The 16,048-nt window shown below is 60.7% G+C and carries 19 protein-coding genes; 10 read left to right on the forward strand and 9 right to left on the reverse strand.

Annotation, left to right across the window (positions count from 1 at the left end):
• Window positions 1-216 precede the first annotated feature (216 nt).
• The 3 genes from GTK01_RS18675 to GTK01_RS18685 all read right to left on the reverse strand — a co-directional run bounded on the left by GTK01_RS18675 (window position 217) and on the right by GTK01_RS18685 (window position 1,912).
• The gene (locus GTK01_RS18675) at window positions 217-918 is read right to left on the reverse strand and encodes a 5-formyltetrahydrofolate cyclo-ligase (RefSeq protein WP_252928921.1); all 702 of its coding nucleotides are present in this window, start codon (window positions 916-918) and stop codon (window positions 217-219) included.
• Between the two features lie 89 nt (window positions 919-1,007).
• The gene (locus tag GTK01_RS18680; protein WP_252928923.1) at window positions 1,008-1,493 is read right to left on the reverse strand and encodes a hypothetical protein; all 486 of its coding nucleotides are present in this window, start codon (window positions 1,491-1,493) and stop codon (window positions 1,008-1,010) included.
• The gene (locus GTK01_RS18685) at window positions 1,490-1,912 is read right to left on the reverse strand and encodes a hypothetical protein (protein WP_252928925.1); all 423 of its coding nucleotides are present in this window, start codon (window positions 1,910-1,912) and stop codon (window positions 1,490-1,492) included. The genes GTK01_RS18680 and GTK01_RS18685 overlap by 4 nt, the downstream gene beginning before the upstream one ends.
• A gap of 433 nt (window positions 1,913-2,345) precedes the next feature.
• Between GTK01_RS18685 and rnk the strand changes: the two genes are divergently transcribed.
• The 4 genes from rnk to GTK01_RS18705 all read left to right on the forward strand — a co-directional run bounded on the left by rnk (window position 2,346) and on the right by GTK01_RS18705 (window position 4,642).
• Entirely contained in the window at window positions 2,346-2,795 is a 450-nt protein-coding gene (gene rnk, locus GTK01_RS18690; RefSeq protein WP_252928927.1) for a nucleoside diphosphate kinase regulator, read from the forward strand.
• A 143-nt stretch (window positions 2,796-2,938) separates the two neighbouring features.
• Window positions 2,939-3,478: a nucleoside-diphosphate kinase gene (locus GTK01_RS18695; protein WP_252928929.1), complete on the forward strand. Its 540-nt coding sequence runs from the start codon at window positions 2,939-2,941 to the stop codon at window positions 3,476-3,478.
• Between the two features lie 26 nt (window positions 3,479-3,504).
• Window positions 3,505-4,251 carry a sulfite exporter TauE/SafE family protein gene (locus GTK01_RS18700; RefSeq protein WP_252928931.1) on the forward strand — a complete coding sequence of 249 codons (747 nt, stop codon included), beginning with the start codon at window positions 3,505-3,507 and terminating at the stop codon, window positions 4,249-4,251.
• 211 nt (window positions 4,252-4,462) lie between these two features.
• Complete coding sequence (locus GTK01_RS18705) at window positions 4,463-4,642, forward strand: DUF1127 domain-containing protein (protein WP_252928933.1); 180 nt, start codon at window positions 4,463-4,465, stop codon at window positions 4,640-4,642.
• 179 nt (window positions 4,643-4,821) lie between these two features.
• Here the strand turns inward: GTK01_RS18705 and GTK01_RS18710 are convergent, their stop codons facing one another.
• Complete coding sequence (locus tag GTK01_RS18710) at window positions 4,822-4,989, reverse strand: hypothetical protein (RefSeq protein ID WP_252928935.1); 168 nt, start codon at window positions 4,987-4,989, stop codon at window positions 4,822-4,824.
• 404 nt (window positions 4,990-5,393) lie between these two features.
• Between GTK01_RS18710 and GTK01_RS18715 the strand changes: the two genes are divergently transcribed.
• From GTK01_RS18715 to GTK01_RS18735, 5 genes are all read left to right on the forward strand, one after another.
• Window positions 5,394-6,122, forward strand: coding sequence for a hypothetical protein (locus tag GTK01_RS18715; RefSeq protein WP_252928937.1), 729 nt, complete (start codon window positions 5,394-5,396; stop codon window positions 6,120-6,122).
• 199 nt (window positions 6,123-6,321) lie between these two features.
• Window positions 6,322-6,852 carry a PTS sugar transporter subunit IIA gene (locus tag GTK01_RS18720; protein ID WP_252928939.1) on the forward strand — a complete coding sequence of 177 codons (531 nt, stop codon included), beginning with the start codon at window positions 6,322-6,324 and terminating at the stop codon, window positions 6,850-6,852.
• On the forward strand, window positions 6,849-7,709 hold the full coding sequence (locus tag GTK01_RS18725; protein WP_252928940.1) for a hypothetical protein: 861 nt from the start codon (window positions 6,849-6,851) through the stop codon (window positions 7,707-7,709). The genes GTK01_RS18720 and GTK01_RS18725 overlap by 4 nt, the downstream gene beginning before the upstream one ends.
• Entirely contained in the window at window positions 7,706-8,803 is a 1,098-nt protein-coding gene (locus GTK01_RS18730; protein ID WP_252928942.1) for a carboxynorspermidine decarboxylase, read from the forward strand. The genes GTK01_RS18725 and GTK01_RS18730 overlap by 4 nt, the downstream gene beginning before the upstream one ends.
• 42 nt (window positions 8,804-8,845) lie before the next feature.
• A complete protein-coding gene (locus tag GTK01_RS18735; RefSeq protein WP_252928944.1) occupies window positions 8,846-10,087 on the forward strand; it encodes a saccharopine dehydrogenase family protein in 1,242 nt (413 codons plus the stop codon).
• A gap of 71 nt (window positions 10,088-10,158) precedes the next feature.
• Here GTK01_RS18735 and GTK01_RS18740 read toward each other — a convergent pair whose 3' ends face one another.
• From GTK01_RS18740 to GTK01_RS18760, 5 genes are all read right to left on the reverse strand, one after another.
• Complete coding sequence (locus GTK01_RS18740; RefSeq protein ID WP_252928946.1) at window positions 10,159-10,887, reverse strand: uroporphyrinogen-III synthase; 729 nt, start codon at window positions 10,885-10,887, stop codon at window positions 10,159-10,161.
• Between the two features lie 31 nt (window positions 10,888-10,918).
• Window positions 10,919-12,184, reverse strand: coding sequence for a Glu/Leu/Phe/Val dehydrogenase (locus tag GTK01_RS18745; RefSeq protein ID WP_252928948.1), 1,266 nt, complete (start codon window positions 12,182-12,184; stop codon window positions 10,919-10,921).
• Window positions 12,184-13,353 carry an alanine racemase gene (gene alr, locus GTK01_RS18750; RefSeq protein ID WP_252928950.1) on the reverse strand — a complete coding sequence of 390 codons (1,170 nt, stop codon included), beginning with the start codon at window positions 13,351-13,353 and terminating at the stop codon, window positions 12,184-12,186. Before alr ends, GTK01_RS18745 begins: the two co-directional genes overlap by 1 nt.
• Window positions 13,350-14,603 carry a D-amino acid dehydrogenase gene (locus tag GTK01_RS18755; RefSeq protein WP_252928952.1) on the reverse strand — a complete coding sequence of 418 codons (1,254 nt, stop codon included), beginning with the start codon at window positions 14,601-14,603 and terminating at the stop codon, window positions 13,350-13,352. Before GTK01_RS18755 ends, alr begins: the two co-directional genes overlap by 4 nt.
• 379 nt (window positions 14,604-14,982) lie before the next feature.
• The gene (locus GTK01_RS18760) at window positions 14,983-15,459 is read right to left on the reverse strand and encodes an Rrf2 family transcriptional regulator (RefSeq protein WP_252928953.1); all 477 of its coding nucleotides are present in this window, start codon (window positions 15,457-15,459) and stop codon (window positions 14,983-14,985) included.
• 181 nt (window positions 15,460-15,640) lie between these two features.
• Between GTK01_RS18760 and GTK01_RS18765 the strand changes: the two genes are divergently transcribed.
• Window positions 15,641-15,979, forward strand: coding sequence for a group III truncated hemoglobin (locus tag GTK01_RS18765; protein ID WP_252928993.1), 339 nt, complete (start codon window positions 15,641-15,643; stop codon window positions 15,977-15,979).
• The last annotated feature ends 69 nt before the right edge of the window (window positions 15,980-16,048 follow it).

Consider the following 16,048-nt stretch of genomic DNA (forward strand, 5'->3'; position numbering starts at 1 on the left):
CAGGACTTCAACCTGCCGAAGCTTCGTGACGATCTCTTCCGGCTTGTGTCGTTTGTTGCTCATCGTGGTCCTCCTTCATGGTCAAAACCATAACTCAAGGTGGACCCGTTCAGTGGGGCTGGATCACCACGCCGTCGATCATCTCATGTCGCCTGGACGCAGGGAAACAGCGAAGATTACGCGTGGAGCACAGAAAACAGCGGATGGAAAAGTCGTCTATCCGCTCGCTACGACCTGATCCGGTGCAATTGACGGAGCAGGACGAATTTCCTCGATGACCATCCTGTCGAGAGGAATGTCGTGCCACTGCGGATAGATGGTTGGTAGCCTTGCGAGAGAATAGCCCACGCCTATGGTGACCGGCTTCGCCGCCATACCGGCGAGTGTTCGGTCGTAGAATCCGCCGCCATAGCCGAGGCGGTAGCCGGCTCCGTCGAAGCCGACCACCGGGGCCACGACGACATTTGGACTCACCGCCTTGCCATTCGTTGGCACTGGTATGTTCCAGACGCCTTTTTCAAGCTTTTCACCCGGTGACCAGGATCTGAATTCAAGGGGTTGTCCCTTCGCTCTTACGACGGGAAGAGCTAGTTGCGCGCCGCGGGAACAAACACTCGCCGACCATCCGCGGAGATCGGGCTCGCCTCGAAACGGCCAGTAGACGCCAACTGTCAGGCCGCTTGCGATCCCGATCTCCTGATCCAGTCGAATGGCAATTCGTCGAGAAGCATCCATGCGAGCGTCTACCGGGATAGCGAGCCTTTGCGTGATCAACTGCGATCGCTTCGCCTTCCTCCACCGCGCCACGTCGATCGCGGTTTGGTCGCTGGAGGCGATCCCCGTATATTCTGGATCGAGTTCATGCATGAAGCACGGTGGCGAAGCATAGGCGGCGCATTTTCCGTACCCTTTTGTCATCAACGAGTTTCCTTCGAGTGTTGTACCTGCGCCGCTGTTGGCAGGATCCCATGATCCGCGCGTGAGAATATGTGGGGCCATGGCGCTCGTTATAGGTTCCCGCCATCAATCTCCGGTTTGTCGCGCCATCCCAATCTGAATAGGGCAACAAGCGCGACGGCTGCCAGCGTCAACACCTTTCCGGCTTCCAGCACGGCGTAAAGCATGTGATGGGTTGAGGAAGGCATAGGCCGTCCGCCAATCAGCCCTTCGACCCGCGAGTCAAGGATCGGCAGCAGCCACAATGCCTGCACTGCTACGATTGCGACGGTGGTCGCTGTAAAAATGATCTCTGCACGTGGCGCTCTTGGAAAGAAAACCGCAATGCCGAGGAGCGTCGCCAAGCCCCACTCCACCTTCTTAAACACCGGGAAGGTCTGTCGGCCGACTTCTAGCGCAACGGCGAAATCGAGGGATGCAGCGTGAAACTTCGCGAGCGTTGGCAGAAACGAAACGCCAACTATCATTCCCAACCAAACACTGGCTACAAACCCGGCGACTGCATCAGGAAAGGGATCGGTCGAGCGAGGTTTCATATCGCAGTTTCCCTGCCGGTCAGATCAGTGGCTCGTACTGGGGGACAGATAGCGAATTGCAGGCTTCTGGCGAGCGCATTTGACTGCACGATGAACGCAGCCGCTAGATCATCAACGAGCAAATTTGAAGCGTTCCGCAGAAAGATGCTGAGCCAAAGATCGAGATTCCATCCGCGAACCTGCTCAAGCTTGGAACGGGTTACAACCGGGCGCACGTTGTACGCCACGTTCTTGAGCGTCATCACATTTCCGATCTCGGTGATTTTCTCAAGCTGCCATCCAAATTCGCGGCCGAGCGCTTCTTTCAACACCGGTCGCAGGCGGCCACAGCCGCGAACCCGTCGAGAGACTTCGCCAATCACAGCCGACCCATGGACGAAACTGGAAAAGGACGTTTGGAGCCTGGCGACCATCTTCATCAGGAAAATTCCAAACAACAATGCAGCGAAGATGCTAGTGGACCCCACATAATCGCGACGATCTTTGTTGACCGGACCGTGTGCAGCTTAGGTCGCCATCTTGCAGGCATCTGGCCTGAAAGCGGCACGTCGTAGGCGTTTTCCAGCCAGCGGCGACGAGGCGGCTCCGGGCGACTTGACTTTCTTCGCCCAAAAGCCGACGTCTTGGACATGCGCAAGTTCACACGCCACCTTTCTGTTTCTTTCAGGGTATGCCCCATCGCGGGCATCTGACCCCCGGCCAGGTCGCGTCGCGCCCCGGCCGAGGGGCATTGGCTGATCAACGCAATTGCGGCTCAGCCCGAATATGCGGCACCATTTTCCAGTTTAAGAATGTCCGACCCGTTTCCTCGATGGCTGCGGCGGTCGGGCTATAGCAATAAGGGTCCATTACATGGCTCCGACAAAGAACAAGACCCGCAAGCCTGCAATCATTTTGAGCCGCACGGAACACGATCGGCTCTGGAGGCTGGCTGAATCCTTCGCGGACAGAAGCCCCGAGGTGTCCGAGACGTTGCTCCTCGAATTGGAGCGCGCCCGGATCGTCGAGGACGGCCGGATCGCCGATGGGATCGTGCGAATGGGCTCGACCGTTCGCTTCACGAGCGATCTGGGCGAGGACCGTCGTGTCACGCTCGTATTTCCAGGCGAGGCCGACATCGCGCAAGGCAAGATCTCCATCCTAACGCCGATCGGCGTAGCTTTGATCGGCCTCTCGTCGGGCCAGTCCATCGACTGGACCGCGCGCGATGGCCGTACCCACCGTCTCACCGTGCAGGCAGTCGACGCGCTCTCTGTCACGACCGAAGCGTCGGCATTGCCGGAAGCGCAGACCGCGTCATGACCGACGTGATGCCGCCGTGCCGCCTGTCATTGTTCGGAGGTTGCCTGCTCGCAGGATCCTAACCCCTGCGCCGCAGTCCGCGGCCAGGGGATTCTCCAACGCGAAATCAACGTATGCGCTCCGCGGAGCGATGGAGAACTGCGATGACTTTAGATGCCTGCATCCTCACCGCCAAGGACTTCACCATTCTCGAGGTCATGCGCGACCGCTGCCTCGGTACCGACGATCCGCTCAAGCCGATCCTCGACAGGAAGCTCGGCTCGGCGACGGTCATGTTCCGAGAGGACGTGCCGGTAAACGTCGCCACGCTCAGCAGCCGCGTGGCGTTCAGCGTCAACGGGCGCGATTCCGACAGCCGGATCATTTCGCATGATCGGATGCACTCTCCGGTCGGCCTGTTCCTGCCGATTACGACTGCGCGCGGTCTGGCCTTGATGGGACTCAGCGAAGGACAGGAGTTCTCGCTGACGAACAGCGACGGCGAGACAGAGCGCGTCCTGCTTGAAAGGGTGCTTTATCAGCCCGAGGCTGCGAAGCGTGAGAAAGATGCGATCGCTGGCATGCCCGCGGGAATGCCACAAAAGCCGAGCTTGAGGGTCATCCAAGGCTCGCTCCAGGACAGCCCCTGTCTTGTCCCGGTTGGCCGAGACGGATTCGACGACCCTGGCCCTTCGGCCGCCTGAATGCCGCTGCGGCAAGGAAAACGAAAATGACCGAGTACCTCATCCTTGCCGCGGCCGCTTTCCTAGCCGGGATCTTGAACACGGTGGCCGGAGGCGGAACTTTCCTGACCTTCCCTGCGCTCGTCTACACCGGGGTGCCGCCCGTGGCCGCGAACGCGACGAGTGCCGTCGCCGTGTTCCCCGGCTATCTGGGTGGCGCGCTCGGCTTCAGGCAAGAGATTGCCGAATTCGAACGGAGGAGGCTACTGAAGATCGTCGGCGTGACGGCGATCGGCGGTCTTGTCGGCTCGCTTCTGTTGCTCGTGTCGTCGAACGAGGGTTTCACCGTCGTGGTGCCGTTCCTGCTGGCGCTCGCCACGATCGTCTTCGCCTTGGGCTCGCGCATCCAGACCTGGGCCGCCCGCCACAGTCTTGGCAATAGTGACGGGCCTTGGAGCACGCTCATCGTCTCGATCTATGGCGGCTACTTCAACGGAGGATTGGGGATCGTCCTTCTGGCGCTGTTCTCGTTGTGGGGAATGCGCGACATCAACATTATGAACGGGCTGAAGACTGGTCTTTCGTTCGTCCTCTCGGCGATCTCGGTCGCGACTTTTGCCGCCGCTGGCATCGTCGAGTGGCGTCAGGCGATCGTGATGATGATCGCCGCGACGGTCGGTGGCTACGCGGGCGCGCCGGTCGCAAGAGCGCTACCCGCAAAGGTGGTCAAGTTCATCGTCGTCCTGGTCGGCGCGACGATGAGCATCGCGTTCTTCTGGCGAGCATTCGCATGATTGTGGGTTCGTTGATCCGATCAGGCCCTCTGCTGACCCGGGTTCCGCCCCGGCGGCGGGCCTAGCAGCCAGTCCGCCGGGGTGACGACCTTCGCATCCCGACGCCATGTCGGCGACGGCGTCGCACGGCCGTTGCCGGGCTGTCCGGATAACCGTTCAAAGTGCCGGCGACTACGTCGCGGCAGCGTGCGCCTTCATCACGGAGAACCGCATGTCGGATTACAGATCCAGATCGCCAATTCGCAGCCTAATCGCCCTCGGCGTTCATCGATGGCGGCACAGGAAAGCCATCAAGGAACTTGAGGCGCTCAGTGACAGGGAACTTTGGGATATCGGGCTCATCAGAAACGACATTGCAAGGACGGTCAAACGAGGCTCACTCGACAAGTAGCAGTCGTCCAAGGTCCCAGTGGCCGTTTCGCAATTAGATAGAGATGAATACTCCATGGACACGGTCACGACCGTAATCATCGCGACAGGCATCTTCGGATTGATGCTGCTCGCGTTTGCCGTCTATTGACGCAAACAGGTAGCCTGCACGCGGCGTCCATAGCCGCGTGCAGGCCGAATTCACTTGCGCCTCGGCGACACGGACAATCCTGCCGCCAGTTCCGAAATGGAACTGGCCTTTTTCTCCTTCTTCTTGTCCTGCTTGGGCTTACGCGCTTCCCTGTTGCCATTTCTCTTGGCCATAAACAGATCCTTTCCGGCGATGCGCGACGTGCGGATGCCCTGCACCAGCCGCGCTGCTTGAACAAACTTTTCGTTGTTCCCTGGCCTGCCGCGCTCAGCGCAGACGAGCCAGGGCTAGTGGCCGATTTGGGGCCGCTTGCGAAAGCGAAGCCGGATGATCTGTGACAACTTGGTCATACACCCACTGTGCGGAGGCCCGCTCCAAAGTCAAACGTTCATCGATTCCGACCAGAGCTTCGCGAGCGACATAACGTCACCTGCAAAGAGGCAATGCGAACGGCTATGTTGGGGCCATGTGCATGAGGACTTTCATCAAGGTGTCGAGGCTTGCCGGAAAGGGACGCGTTCCCGCCCGGATCAGGCTTCCTCACCCAGAATTCCGCACCTGAGCCTCTCCGGGAACTCTCGACTACATCGCGGTCTACACATGCGGCCAACGCGCCGCATCGATGGAGCGTCATTATGAGATTTTCTCGCGTCCGCGCGATATGTCTTCCCTGCAATCGTTCGGTCCCGAAGTCGGCAAGCAGATGTCCGTGGTGCTTGTCGCCGAGGTTGGAGCCCGCTCACTACCCATTCGCATCCGACACCGCGCCTGCGCGGTCGGCGACCGTACGGCCGCTGCGTCCATGCTGAACGTCGGACCAAGCAAGATCTTCAAAACCGCCCCCATTTTAACCGAGATCGCGGCTCTGCCCTGGCGCATCGGATGCGAGGGTACGCTTGAGATCCTGGTGATGCGCAAAGAGCGGGAGGACAGCTGGGCTATTCCGGCTGAGGTCCGTTCGGACTGGGCGGCGGAAGTTCAGGCGGCCGATCGCGCGGCGTTCCGCGATGCAGGCGTCACCGGCCGGTTCGGACCGGAACCCCTCGGCAGGTATTTCCACAACAGGCGTCGGACATGTGGCGACGAACAAGGCGTCAATGTCGTTGTGTATGGGCTATCCGTTCTGCGCGTACACACCAGTTGGCCCGCCGAGATGAAGGTGATCAGGCACTGGGCGACTCCGGCCGAGGCTGCCGCCCTTGTCGCCGAACCAGGTCTGACGGCCGTGATCGCTGCAATGTCGTCAAGGTCGCCGACAGCACACGGGAATCGCCCATCCAACATCGGCTTGTGCAAGGCAAGTCTTCCCGGGGAGGTCGCCGGGGGTTGCTTCGGCAGCCCAAATCGGTAGGTTCGGCGCATGTCGACCACGCCTGCATTCCTGCCCCCAAAGGGCACGCGCCTGCGCAAAGCAGGACCCTGACCCGGACGCCACCTGATCCCTGGCTCAGCGTCCGGGCCTGCCAGGATTGCATTACCCGATACCGACACTTGCGCCCATAAAGCGGCGCGGTCGTCTGGTCCGACAAGGGCCAGCGTGGAGACAAATCATGGATATCCTTGGCTTCCTGCATCCGCAGGACATCTTCGTGCGCGCCACTGCAGACGCGCGACGCCCACTGCTCAGGGCGATTGCCGCCAATCTTTCGAGCCAGTCAGGCCTATCGGATGACACAGTGCTGACAGGACTCCTTAACCGGGAAAGCCTGGGTTCGACGGGAATCGAGAACGGCATCGCCGTTCCGCATGCCCTTCTAAGAGATCTCTCCAAACCATTCGCGACGCTGGTCGTTCTGGAACGTCCCATATGGTTTCGGGCCCCGGACGATCAGCCCGTCGACGTGGTGCTGGGGATTATTTCGCCATTGGAACTGTCCACCGAATTCACGCGAGCGCTCGCGCGCGTCTGCCGTGTATTGTCGGATCCCGACATCCTTGAAGGCATGCGCCTGGCTTCATCTCCAAACGAGATCATCGCCCGCATCGAAACCGCCTCTGACCATTCCACGAACCAGCTTGCGGGCGGGCTGCCACCGACAGCGCCTGCCGCTCGGACTGCAAAAATGGAGGGCCGGCCATGAACGCCGCCAAGACCGCCGGTCGCTCCAATCTTTGGCGCGACGGGGCGGTGACCGACGAGCACATCGCCGAATCGTTGGATTGCGAAGTCGACACCATCCACGACATCGTGGAAGCGTGGGCCGGCCGTTCATTGACGACGACGTCTGCGGATCCGTCGGCTCGAAGACACGGGCCTCACGGCTGCGTCAAGCTGGCGATCGCCCACGCCCTCGTAACGGTGTGCGGACTGGCCGTGCAAGACGCGGCAGCGGTGACCGCGGGTTGTTGGCAGGTAACGGCATCCTTGCTGAAGGTGCTGGATTTTGCGCCGAAGCCCGAACGACCGGGCTTGGCCACCGTTAAGGCTGCAGGCGACGATATTGCCGTCGATCCTTTCATGTTGTTCGTTCCGCACGCGACAGAGGCGATACCCGTAGCCGCGATAGATGAATACCTCGACATCGCCGACGGCAGACGGGTTTATTGGCGACGGGCGCGGCGGGATCCCTATCTCTTCGCCAGCGAGCTTCATCGGCTCTACACGCTCAATCGGCGTCAAGCCACGCCCGAGGTTCAAGCTGAATACCTCGAGCTACTAGGCCGCCTTCGTGAACCGGCCGATCATATCTGCGAATGGATGGGCTCCGTTTCGTTCGGTCGTTTCCGCTCGGCTCCCGACAGGTTTGCTGAACGCGCACCCGCGATGCTGCAAAGCCCTGTTTGGGGTAGCTCAGAGCCCATTTACGCCGCCTCGTACGCCATGAAGGCTTCCGTCAACGTGTCGCTGGCGGCGCGGTCCATGAAGCGCCGGATCCTGGGCCTTGAAGTGACAGACCCCTTTTCGAGAAGCGTAGCGAGAGAAAGAAGCAAATTATGATGAACACGCCCTACTACCTTGTCGACAAGGCGAAGCTGCTCCGAAATTTGGAACGGATCGCGTACCTGCGAGAGAAGTCCGGCGCGAAGGCACTGCTTGCCCTGAAGTGTTTCGCGACGTGGTCCGTTTTCGACTTCATGGGCCCGTACATGGATGGCACCACCTCGTCGTCGCTGAACGAAGTCAGGCTCGGGCGGACCCGTTTCGGCGGCGAGACCCACGCATACAGCGTCGCCTGGGCCGATCACGAAATCGACGAAGCCGTTGGGCACGCGGACAAGATAATCTTCAACTCCGTCGCGCAGCTGGATCGCTTCAGCCCTCGCGCGGGAGGGATCGCCTGCGGGCTGCGTATCAACCCGGGCATATCCTCGTCTTCATTTGACCTTGCAGATCCGGCTCGACCGTTCAGCCGTCTCGGCGAAAGCGACCCTGGCAGGATCGAAGCCGTCCTGGACCGGATCGACGGGGTCATGATCCACAACAACTGCGAGAACGAAGACTTCGAGCTGTTTTCCCGGATGCTCGACGGGATCGAGGAACGTTTTGGCGAGCTCTTGCGGTACCTGGACTGGGTTAGCCTTGGCGGCGGTATCCATTTCACCGCGGACGGCTACCCCCTGGACGCGCTCTGCGATCGTCTGCGTGCATTTTCCGAGCGCTACGGCGTGCAGGTCTACCTGGAGCCCGGCGAGGCGGCCGTCACCGACTGCACGACCTTGGAAGTTTCCGTGCTCGACACCCTTGTCAACGGCCGGCACCTGGCCGTCGTCGATTCCTCCATCGAGGCCCACATGCTGGACCTGCTCATCTACCGCGAGGAGACGCAAGTTATCCCGAACACCGGTCCGCACGAATACATGGTCTGTGGGAAGTCCTGCCTTGCAGGAGACGTCTTCGGCACGTTCCGGTTCGAAGCTCCGCTGAAGGTCGGCGACCGCATCTCGTTCCAGGACGCGGCCGGCTACACCATGGTCAAGAAGAACTGGTTCAACGGCGTCGCAATGCCATCCATCGCCGTCCGCGAGCTCGACGGTTCGATCCGGAACATCCGCCAGTTCGGCTACGCCGACTACGAAGCGAGCCTTTCGTAAGCTTCCTCCAACCCCAACAACACAAGGAATACCCCCCTCGAAATGAAGCGACATATTCTCATTATCGGCGCTGGCGGCGTCGCGCAGGTCGTCGCGCATAAATGCGCGCAGAACAACGACATCCTCGGCGACATCCACATAGCGTCAAGGACGCTCTCGAAATGCGAGGCCATCGTCGCTACGGTGCGCGATAAAAAGGCTCTCAAAGTGGAAGGCCGGCTGGAACCGCACGAGCTCGACGCCATGGACGTCGCAGCGACGACGGAACTGATCAGAAGGACGGGGGCTGGAATCGTCCTGAACGTGGGCTCCGCCTTCGTTAACATGTCGGTCTTGTCGGCATGCATCGCCACTGGTGCGGCCTATATCGACACAGCCATCCATGAAGATCCGATGAAGGTGTGCGAGACGCCGCCTTGGTACGCGAACTACGAATGGAAACGGCGTGACGAGTGCGCTAGCGCCGGCGTCACCGCGATCCTGGGTGCCGGCTTCGATCCCGGTGTCGTCAACGCATATGCGCGCTTCGCCCGGGACGAGTATTTCGATCGCATCGATTCCATCGACATCATCGACATCAATGCGGGCAGTCACGGCAGGTACTTTGCCACGAACTTCGACCCGGAAATCAATTTCCGCGAGTTCACCGGGCAAGTTTGGTCCTGGCAAGAGGGCGAATGGAAGTCGAACCAGATGTTCGAAATCGGGAAGGACTGGGATCTTCCCGTCGTCGGCCGCCAAACGGCATATTTGACGGGGCATGACGAAGTGCATTCGCTGTCTCAAGTCCTCGGCATACCGAACGTCAGGTTCTGGATGGGATTCGGCGACCGCTACATCAACGTGTTCAACGTTTTGAAGAACCTCGGACTCCTGTCGGAGAAACCCGTCACGACCGCCGAGGGCCTAGAAGTCGTTCCGCTCAAGGTGGTGAAGGCAGTCCTGCCCGACCCGTCGTCCTTGGCGGATGACTATTCGGGCAAGACTTGCATCGGGGACCTGGTCAAGGGCGTCAAGGACGGCCGGGAACGGGAGGTCTTCATCTACAACGTCGCCGACCATGAGCAAGCGTTCGCAGAAGTGGGAAGCCAGGGCATTTCATACACGGCCGGCGTTCCAGCCGTCGCCGCCGCGATCCTGGTAGCCACCGGGCGTTGGGACGTTCGTAAGATGGCAAACGTGGAAGAACTTCCGCCGCGCCCCTTCCTCGGATTGTTGGGGCAACTCGGCCTGTCGAGTCATATCAGCGAGAACGGGGACGACCGCGAACTCTTGTTCCCGTGATGGTGTTTGAGGCAGCGGCCGATGCCGGGGCCAATTGGCGTCGGCCGCTGCCAATCGAACTGACCATGCTCTCAAAAGACGCGAGTTCGGCGGCGTCGATCGAGCGCGGCGACGGCCTCAAGCAGTCCTGCCCTGGTCGGCGACCCGGCAATCTGGGAATCTTTCCATGGCAAATGTCGGAGCTGAGCGTCGATCTTTTTTGACAGCGACACAGAGGCCGTCCATCGACAACTTTCGGACAATCCCGCGTCTGCGACGATTTCGCAGAAGGCTTCGGCCGTCCGCACCGACATGAACAGCACGGCATCCAACTCGCCTCCCAACAATCGGAGCCGAGCCGACTTTGGGAGCGAGCCGGCTTTACTCGTGCGGTAGACCTCGACTTGTTTGCAACGGTACCCTCGCTCGGTCAAACGGGATGCGACGTTGACGGAGACGTAGTGGCCGCTCGCATAGGCAAGAAGCCCGTCGCTTGGTCTCAAACTCGCGTGCACCAGGTCTAGAAGGCTCTCGGCTGTACCAAGCGCGGCTTCCACGCGACGGAAGCCTGCTTTTCTCACTGCGGCGGCGGTTTCGGGACCGACGGCAAAAATCGGCACGTCCGGATCGAGACCGACGAGGGCGGGCACGGCGTTCGCGGACGTGAGGATCACCGCTGACGCCTGTTCGAAAGCTTCCCGATCGTGCCGCGAAGGTTCGACCTTCAACAACGGCGCGATATGGACGACATGCCCCTTAGCCTGCAGTGCTGCAGCCAAGGCAAACGCTTGCTGTCGCGGCCGGGTGAGCAGCAGTCTCAATTGACACCTCCATGCGCCTGCAATCCGCGGTTCAGCTGGTAAAGAAGCTCTGCGTTCCGTGCGCCTCGATCGCTTCGGCAAGCCGCCCTAAAGCATGAACGTAGGCGGCGGTGCGCAGGGTGACACCCTTTTCTCGGCCGACCTCCCAAACCGCCCTGCCTTCGCGCTCCATCATCGTCTGCAGGCGTGGATGGATATCCTCGACTGGCCAGTAGAACCCTTGCCGGTTCTGAACCCACTCCAGATAGGACACCGTAACGCCTCCGGCATTCGCCAAAATGTCGGGGAGCACGACCGTTCCGTTCGCTTCGAGTATCTCGTCCGCCGGAGGGGTGATCGGACCGTTGGCCAGTTCCAACACCAGACTTGCCTTGACCATGGCGGCGTTGTTTTCGTGGATCATGTTTTCGAGTGCCGCGGGGACCAGCAAGTCGCATTCGATCCCCACAAGCTCGTCGGCCGCTAGCCGCTCGTGGCCTCCGTTGCCTGCAGTGCTGGCAACCGGCATTCCGGTTGACTTGGCGTGCGTCAACAGGTCGATGTGCAGACCGGCCGCGGAAAAGACCGCTCCCTGCGAATCCGAAACGGCGACGATCTTGTGCCCGTCCGCTGCGAGCAGCTGCGCGATATGCTGCCCTGCATTGCCAAACCCTTGGATCGCCACGCGCATCGTCTCGCCTAGCTTGAGATCGCCGGCCAAGTGCTTCACGAGGTAATATCCGCCTCGCGCGGTCGCGTCACCGCGTCCGAGCGATCCGCCAAGCGCGATCGGCTTGTCCGTGATCATGGCGGGTTCGTGCTGCCCCACGATCTGGGCGTACTCGTCGGCCATCCAGCCCATGATCATGGAGTTCGTATAGACGTCCGGGGCAGGAATATCCCGGTCCGGCCCGATGATCCGCGCAAACGCTTGGATATAGGCACGCGACAGCCGTTCGAGTTCGGCTTTGGACAAGGTGCGCGGATCGACTTGGACAGCTCCTTTGCCGCCGCCATACGGCAGGTTCATCACCGCGCACTTGAACGTCATCCAGAACGCCAGCGTCTCTACCTCGTCGGCAGTCGATTCGGGATGGAAGCGTATTCCGCCTTTCGTCGGCCCGCGCGTGTCATCGTACCGGCACCGCCAGGCAAGAAACGATTTCCGTGATCCGTCATCCATGCGGATCATCAAGCGTACTTTGGTCGTCTCACGCGCATATTTGAGCTTTTCGATGACGTCGGGGTCGATATTGAGGTGGGCGGCGGCCTCGTCGAGGCGGACCAAGGCTTCGTCGAGCAAGGAGTGTTCGGGCATCATGTCTCTACTTTTTGGTTTAATGACAGCTCATGCTCGCCCGACTTGCCGGGCCTTTCATCGAGCATGGCTAGGCTTCGGTATTCGCGCCTGAAACGGCGACCGAGGCGGACGAGAATCTCGTAGCCGATCGTGCCGGACGCCGAGGCGACATCGTCGACCGTCTGTTCGGAACAGACGATATCGACGAAGGCCCCTTCTCGAAGGGTGCCGGCGCTGTCGGTCGCGTCGACGACGATGCTGTCCATCGACACGCGTCCTATGAACGGCATCGCTGTATCGTGGAAAAAGGCCGACGTGCACGCGGAACGTGGCCATCCGTCGGCGTATCCAAGCGAAATCGTAGCAAGCTTCGAGGGGCGTGCCGTCCGCTTCGTATGCCCGTAACCGACGAAGGTTCCCGTCGGCACATCACGCAGCTGGATCACGCGTGCCGACAGTCCGACGACCTCCTTCATCGGGTTTGGCCTTCCGGGGGTCGGATTGAGCCCGTACAATGCGGCTCCCGGGCGCACGAGATCGAAATGGAAACCGCGTCCGATGAATACTCCCGCCGAGTTTGCGAGAGAGGAACCGGCTTTCTTAGGGAGTACAGACCTGAGCTTGGCGAATTCGCGCCGTTGCCGATCGTTGGCGGAATGCGCGGACTGATCGGCACAGGCGAGATGGCTCATGATCAGTTCGACGGACAGGCCTATGAGGAGCGCCGGATCGGCTGCCAGCATGGCGATGTCGCCAGGCGCTAGACCCAGACGGGTCATTCCAGTGTCGAGCTGCAATGCGATGGGCATGCTGCGGCCAGCCGCTCCAGCGCAGTGCTGCCAAGCCGCGAGCTCTCCTACCGTGTTGACCACCGGTATCAAGACCGACTTCAAGAAATCGTATTCAGTCCCTCGCGGCGTGCCGTTAAGAACGAAAATACGCGAGCTGAAGCCGATTGCCTTTCGGAGTTCAAGACCCTCGTCGAGATGGGCGACGAAAAAGGTTTGGCAGCCGGCCGCCTGCAGCGAGAGCGCGATCTCAGCCGCTCCCAGTCCGTAGGCGTCTGCCTTGACCACCGCCGCGCATTCGGCAGGTTTCGATGCTGCGGACAACAGTCTCCAATTTGACACGACCGCATCGAGGTCGACGGTTAGGATCGCCCCCTCCCGCAAGATGTCGCCCGTCATCGTCGATACCTCGCGGGGCCGAGGTCCGAGACGTCGATGTCCGGAGGCCTGCCGGACAACACGTCCGAAAGCACCCGACCCGAGCCGCATGCCATCGTCCAACCCAGCGTACCGTGGCCGGTGTTGACGAAAAGACCGGAAATTTCGGTGGCTCCGACGATCGGCGGTCCGTCCGGCGTCATCGGACGCAGGCCACACCAGAACGTGGCATTTTCCACGTGGCCCGCGCCGGGGAACAGGTCCGTCACCGAGTGCTCGAGCGGCGCTCGACGCGAACGCGGCAGCGAAAGATCGAAACCGGATATCTCAGCTGTTCCGCCGACGCGGACGCGATCGCCAAGGCGCGTGATGGCGATCTTGTAGGTCTCGTCCATGACCGTCGATACGGGAGCCGCGTCTGCATCGACCAGCCGCATCGTCAGTGAATAGCCCTTGACCGGATAGACCGGAAGACGAATGCCTAGAGGAGCGAGCAGTTCGGGCGAGTAGCTGCCGGCGGCGACGACCACTGCCTCGGCAGCGATGAAACCCTCCGTCGTCATTGCTCCTGCGATCTTGCCTCCGTCACGCACGATTTCGTCGACAGAAACGCCGTACCTGAAATCAACCGCGGCGGATGCGAGCGCCGCAAGCCTTTCGGTAAAGATGCGGCAGTCACCCGTTTCGTCTCCGGGGAGGCGCAAGCCTCCGACGAATTTTTGCGCCACGCGTCCAAGCGCCGGCTCCGCCTGCACGCAGCCTGATCGATCGAGAACTTCGAAGTCGACGCCGAACTGGCGCAAGACGGCTGTGTCGCCGTTGATTCCGTCAAGCTGCTTCTGGCTGCGGAAGAGCTGCAAGGTTCCCTTGGCTCGCTCGTCGTAAGCGATTCCGGTTTTTTCACGAAGCTCCTGGAGGCAGTCGCGACTGTATTCCGCGATCGGTACCATCCGAGCCTTGTTGACCGCGTACCTCGTCGAGGTGCAGTTCGACAGCATTTCCATCAGCCACGACCACATGGCGGGGTCGAACTTTGGTCGGATCGCAAGCGGGCCATGCTTCATCAAGAGCCATTTGGCCGCCTTCAGCGGAACTCCAGGGCCGGCCCACGGCGACGAGTATCCAGGAGAAACTTCCCCGGCATTGGCGTAGCTGGTTTCGAGCGCGGGACCGGGCTGACGGTCGAGCACGATAACTTCGTGCCCCGCTCTGGCCAGATACCAGGCGGTGGTCGCGCCGATGACCCCGCTGCCTATTACGAGAACCCTCATATCCGCACCCGGCGGATACTCGTGAAAGATGCCGCACGGATGCGGTCCAAAATTTCGCTTGTCATCATGCATCTCCGCCAGGCCAGCCGTGGCAGACCCGGAAATCAGAACCGAATGTTAGGCTTGATTGAGTTTCCGGCCCCCGGTCGACGACCTCGCGGCCGCGCCAGGGCTAGATGCACGCGATGAGGGATCCCGCATGGTTCATGAACCGGATGCGGGCTCTCGATAGCTTTCTGTCCGTCGGTCTGGGGAGAGGCACGTCAGATGCTCATGGACAAAGATGCAAACACGCTCAGCATAACGTCACGAACGATCCGATCAATGGCGTCAATGCGGATTTGCAGTTGCTCCAGACCAGAAATAGCACGGCTCCAACTCACGGCTGGCCAAGGTCCAGGGTCCTTTCTCGAACAGCCCCGAACCCCAGCCGCTCCTGCAGGCGTGCTTGCGGAGCAGCAACATCTGCAAGCGTAAGACGATCCAACTCTGCGAAAAAGGCCGCCAATGCTCCACGTAGCGCGCCCGTCAGGCCACAGATACCTGTAAACACGCAACTTGCTGCAGTGTCGTCTCCAAGACAGGCCACCAGCTGTGTGTCAGTCTCGAGCGCGCGAACGACTTGACCCATTCGAACCTCCTCTGCGGGAACAGCAAGTGACAGCCCGCCGCTCCGTCCGCGCGCGGCCTTTACCAGACCCATTCGCACCAGCCGCTGGACGACCTTCATCAGATGGTTGGAGGAGACGCGATGTCGTCGAGCCAGATCATGGATGGTTACCCGCTGTCCGTCCGGCAGTGCTGCCAGCGCGATTAGAACGCGAAGGGCGTAGTCGGTATGTGCGGTGAGACGCATTGCGGGCCTGCTACAAAATGATGCATCTACAATACCTCTTTTTTCATGTAGATGAAGAGGCCGACCGATCAAGGACACGCGAGCGCTAGAAATGCTCCTCGACGAACGACCCACTATCCTGACTGAGGAACTGATCGGGTGCGTCGTACATACCTTTTACGATCGCGTCCGACAGGATCCGATGCTCGGGCCAATCTTCGAGGCCAGACTCAGCGGTCGATGGAATGCACACCTCGACAACATGGTTGCCTTCTGGTCGACCGTTGCGATGCGAAGCGGGCGGTACACTGGTAAGCCTCATGCCGCTCATCAGGGGCTCTCTCTGGAGCACACCCATTTCCTTCGATGGCTCCAGCTGTTCGAGAAGACCGTATCCGAGCTGTGCACGGCCGACGTCGCAGCGTTTCTCATCGATCGAGCACAGCGCATCGCTGAGAGCCTGCAGATCGGCCGGAACATCGGATCGAAAGCGCTTGATTTCCCCGCGCGCTGCGCCGCGAAGAGTCATCCGAAAGTTTGAGACAGAAAGCAGGTAGGACCATGTCTCGCCGAATTGGAATGCATCCCTTGGCAGTCGCTGTGGGAGTCC

Origin of the sequence: Aliihoeflea sp. 40Bstr573 (genome assembly GCF_024105655.1) — a bacterium.
In the GTDB taxonomy this organism is placed as follows: domain Bacteria; phylum Pseudomonadota; class Alphaproteobacteria; order Rhizobiales; family Rhizobiaceae; genus Aliihoeflea.

Excerpts from the sequence above, each read along its gene's own strand:
- GTK01_RS18675 (WP_252928921.1), bottom strand. The coding sequence starts at position 918 with ATGACAAAAGGGTACGGAAAATGCGCCGCCTATGCTTCGCCACCGTGC.
- GTK01_RS18680 (WP_252928923.1), bottom strand. The coding sequence starts at position 1,493 with ATGAAACCTCGCTCGACCGATCCCTTTCCTGATGCAGTCGCCGGGTTT.
- GTK01_RS18685 (WP_252928925.1), bottom strand. The coding sequence starts at position 1,912 with ATGAAGATGGTCGCCAGGCTCCAAACGTCCTTTTCCAGTTTCGTCCAT.
- rnk (WP_252928927.1), top strand. The coding sequence starts at position 2,346 with ATGGCTCCGACAAAGAACAAGACCCGCAAGCCTGCAATCATTTTGAGC.
- GTK01_RS18695 (WP_252928929.1), top strand. The coding sequence starts at position 2,939 with ATGACTTTAGATGCCTGCATCCTCACCGCCAAGGACTTCACCATTCTC.
- GTK01_RS18700 (WP_252928931.1), top strand. The coding sequence starts at position 3,505 with ATGACCGAGTACCTCATCCTTGCCGCGGCCGCTTTCCTAGCCGGGATC.
- GTK01_RS18705 (WP_252928933.1), top strand. The coding sequence starts at position 4,463 with ATGTCGGATTACAGATCCAGATCGCCAATTCGCAGCCTAATCGCCCTC.
- GTK01_RS18715 (WP_252928937.1), top strand. The coding sequence starts at position 5,394 with ATGGAGCGTCATTATGAGATTTTCTCGCGTCCGCGCGATATGTCTTCC.
- GTK01_RS18720 (WP_252928939.1), top strand. The coding sequence starts at position 6,322 with ATGGATATCCTTGGCTTCCTGCATCCGCAGGACATCTTCGTGCGCGCC.
- GTK01_RS18725 (WP_252928940.1), top strand. The coding sequence starts at position 6,849 with ATGAACGCCGCCAAGACCGCCGGTCGCTCCAATCTTTGGCGCGACGGG.
- GTK01_RS18730 (WP_252928942.1), top strand. The coding sequence starts at position 7,706 with ATGATGAACACGCCCTACTACCTTGTCGACAAGGCGAAGCTGCTCCGA.
- GTK01_RS18735 (WP_252928944.1), top strand. The coding sequence starts at position 8,846 with ATGAAGCGACATATTCTCATTATCGGCGCTGGCGGCGTCGCGCAGGTC.
- GTK01_RS18745 (WP_252928948.1), bottom strand. The coding sequence starts at position 12,184 with ATGCCCGAACACTCCTTGCTCGACGAAGCCTTGGTCCGCCTCGACGAG.
- alr (WP_252928950.1), bottom strand. The coding sequence starts at position 13,353 with ATGACGGGCGACATCTTGCGGGAGGGGGCGATCCTAACCGTCGACCTC.
- GTK01_RS18755 (WP_252928952.1), bottom strand. The coding sequence starts at position 14,603 with ATGAGGGTTCTCGTAATAGGCAGCGGGGTCATCGGCGCGACCACCGCC.
- GTK01_RS18760 (WP_252928953.1), bottom strand. The coding sequence starts at position 15,459 with ATGCGTCTCACCGCACATACCGACTACGCCCTTCGCGTTCTAATCGCG.
- GTK01_RS18765 (WP_252928993.1), top strand. The coding sequence starts at position 15,641 with ATGCTCGGGCCAATCTTCGAGGCCAGACTCAGCGGTCGATGGAATGCA.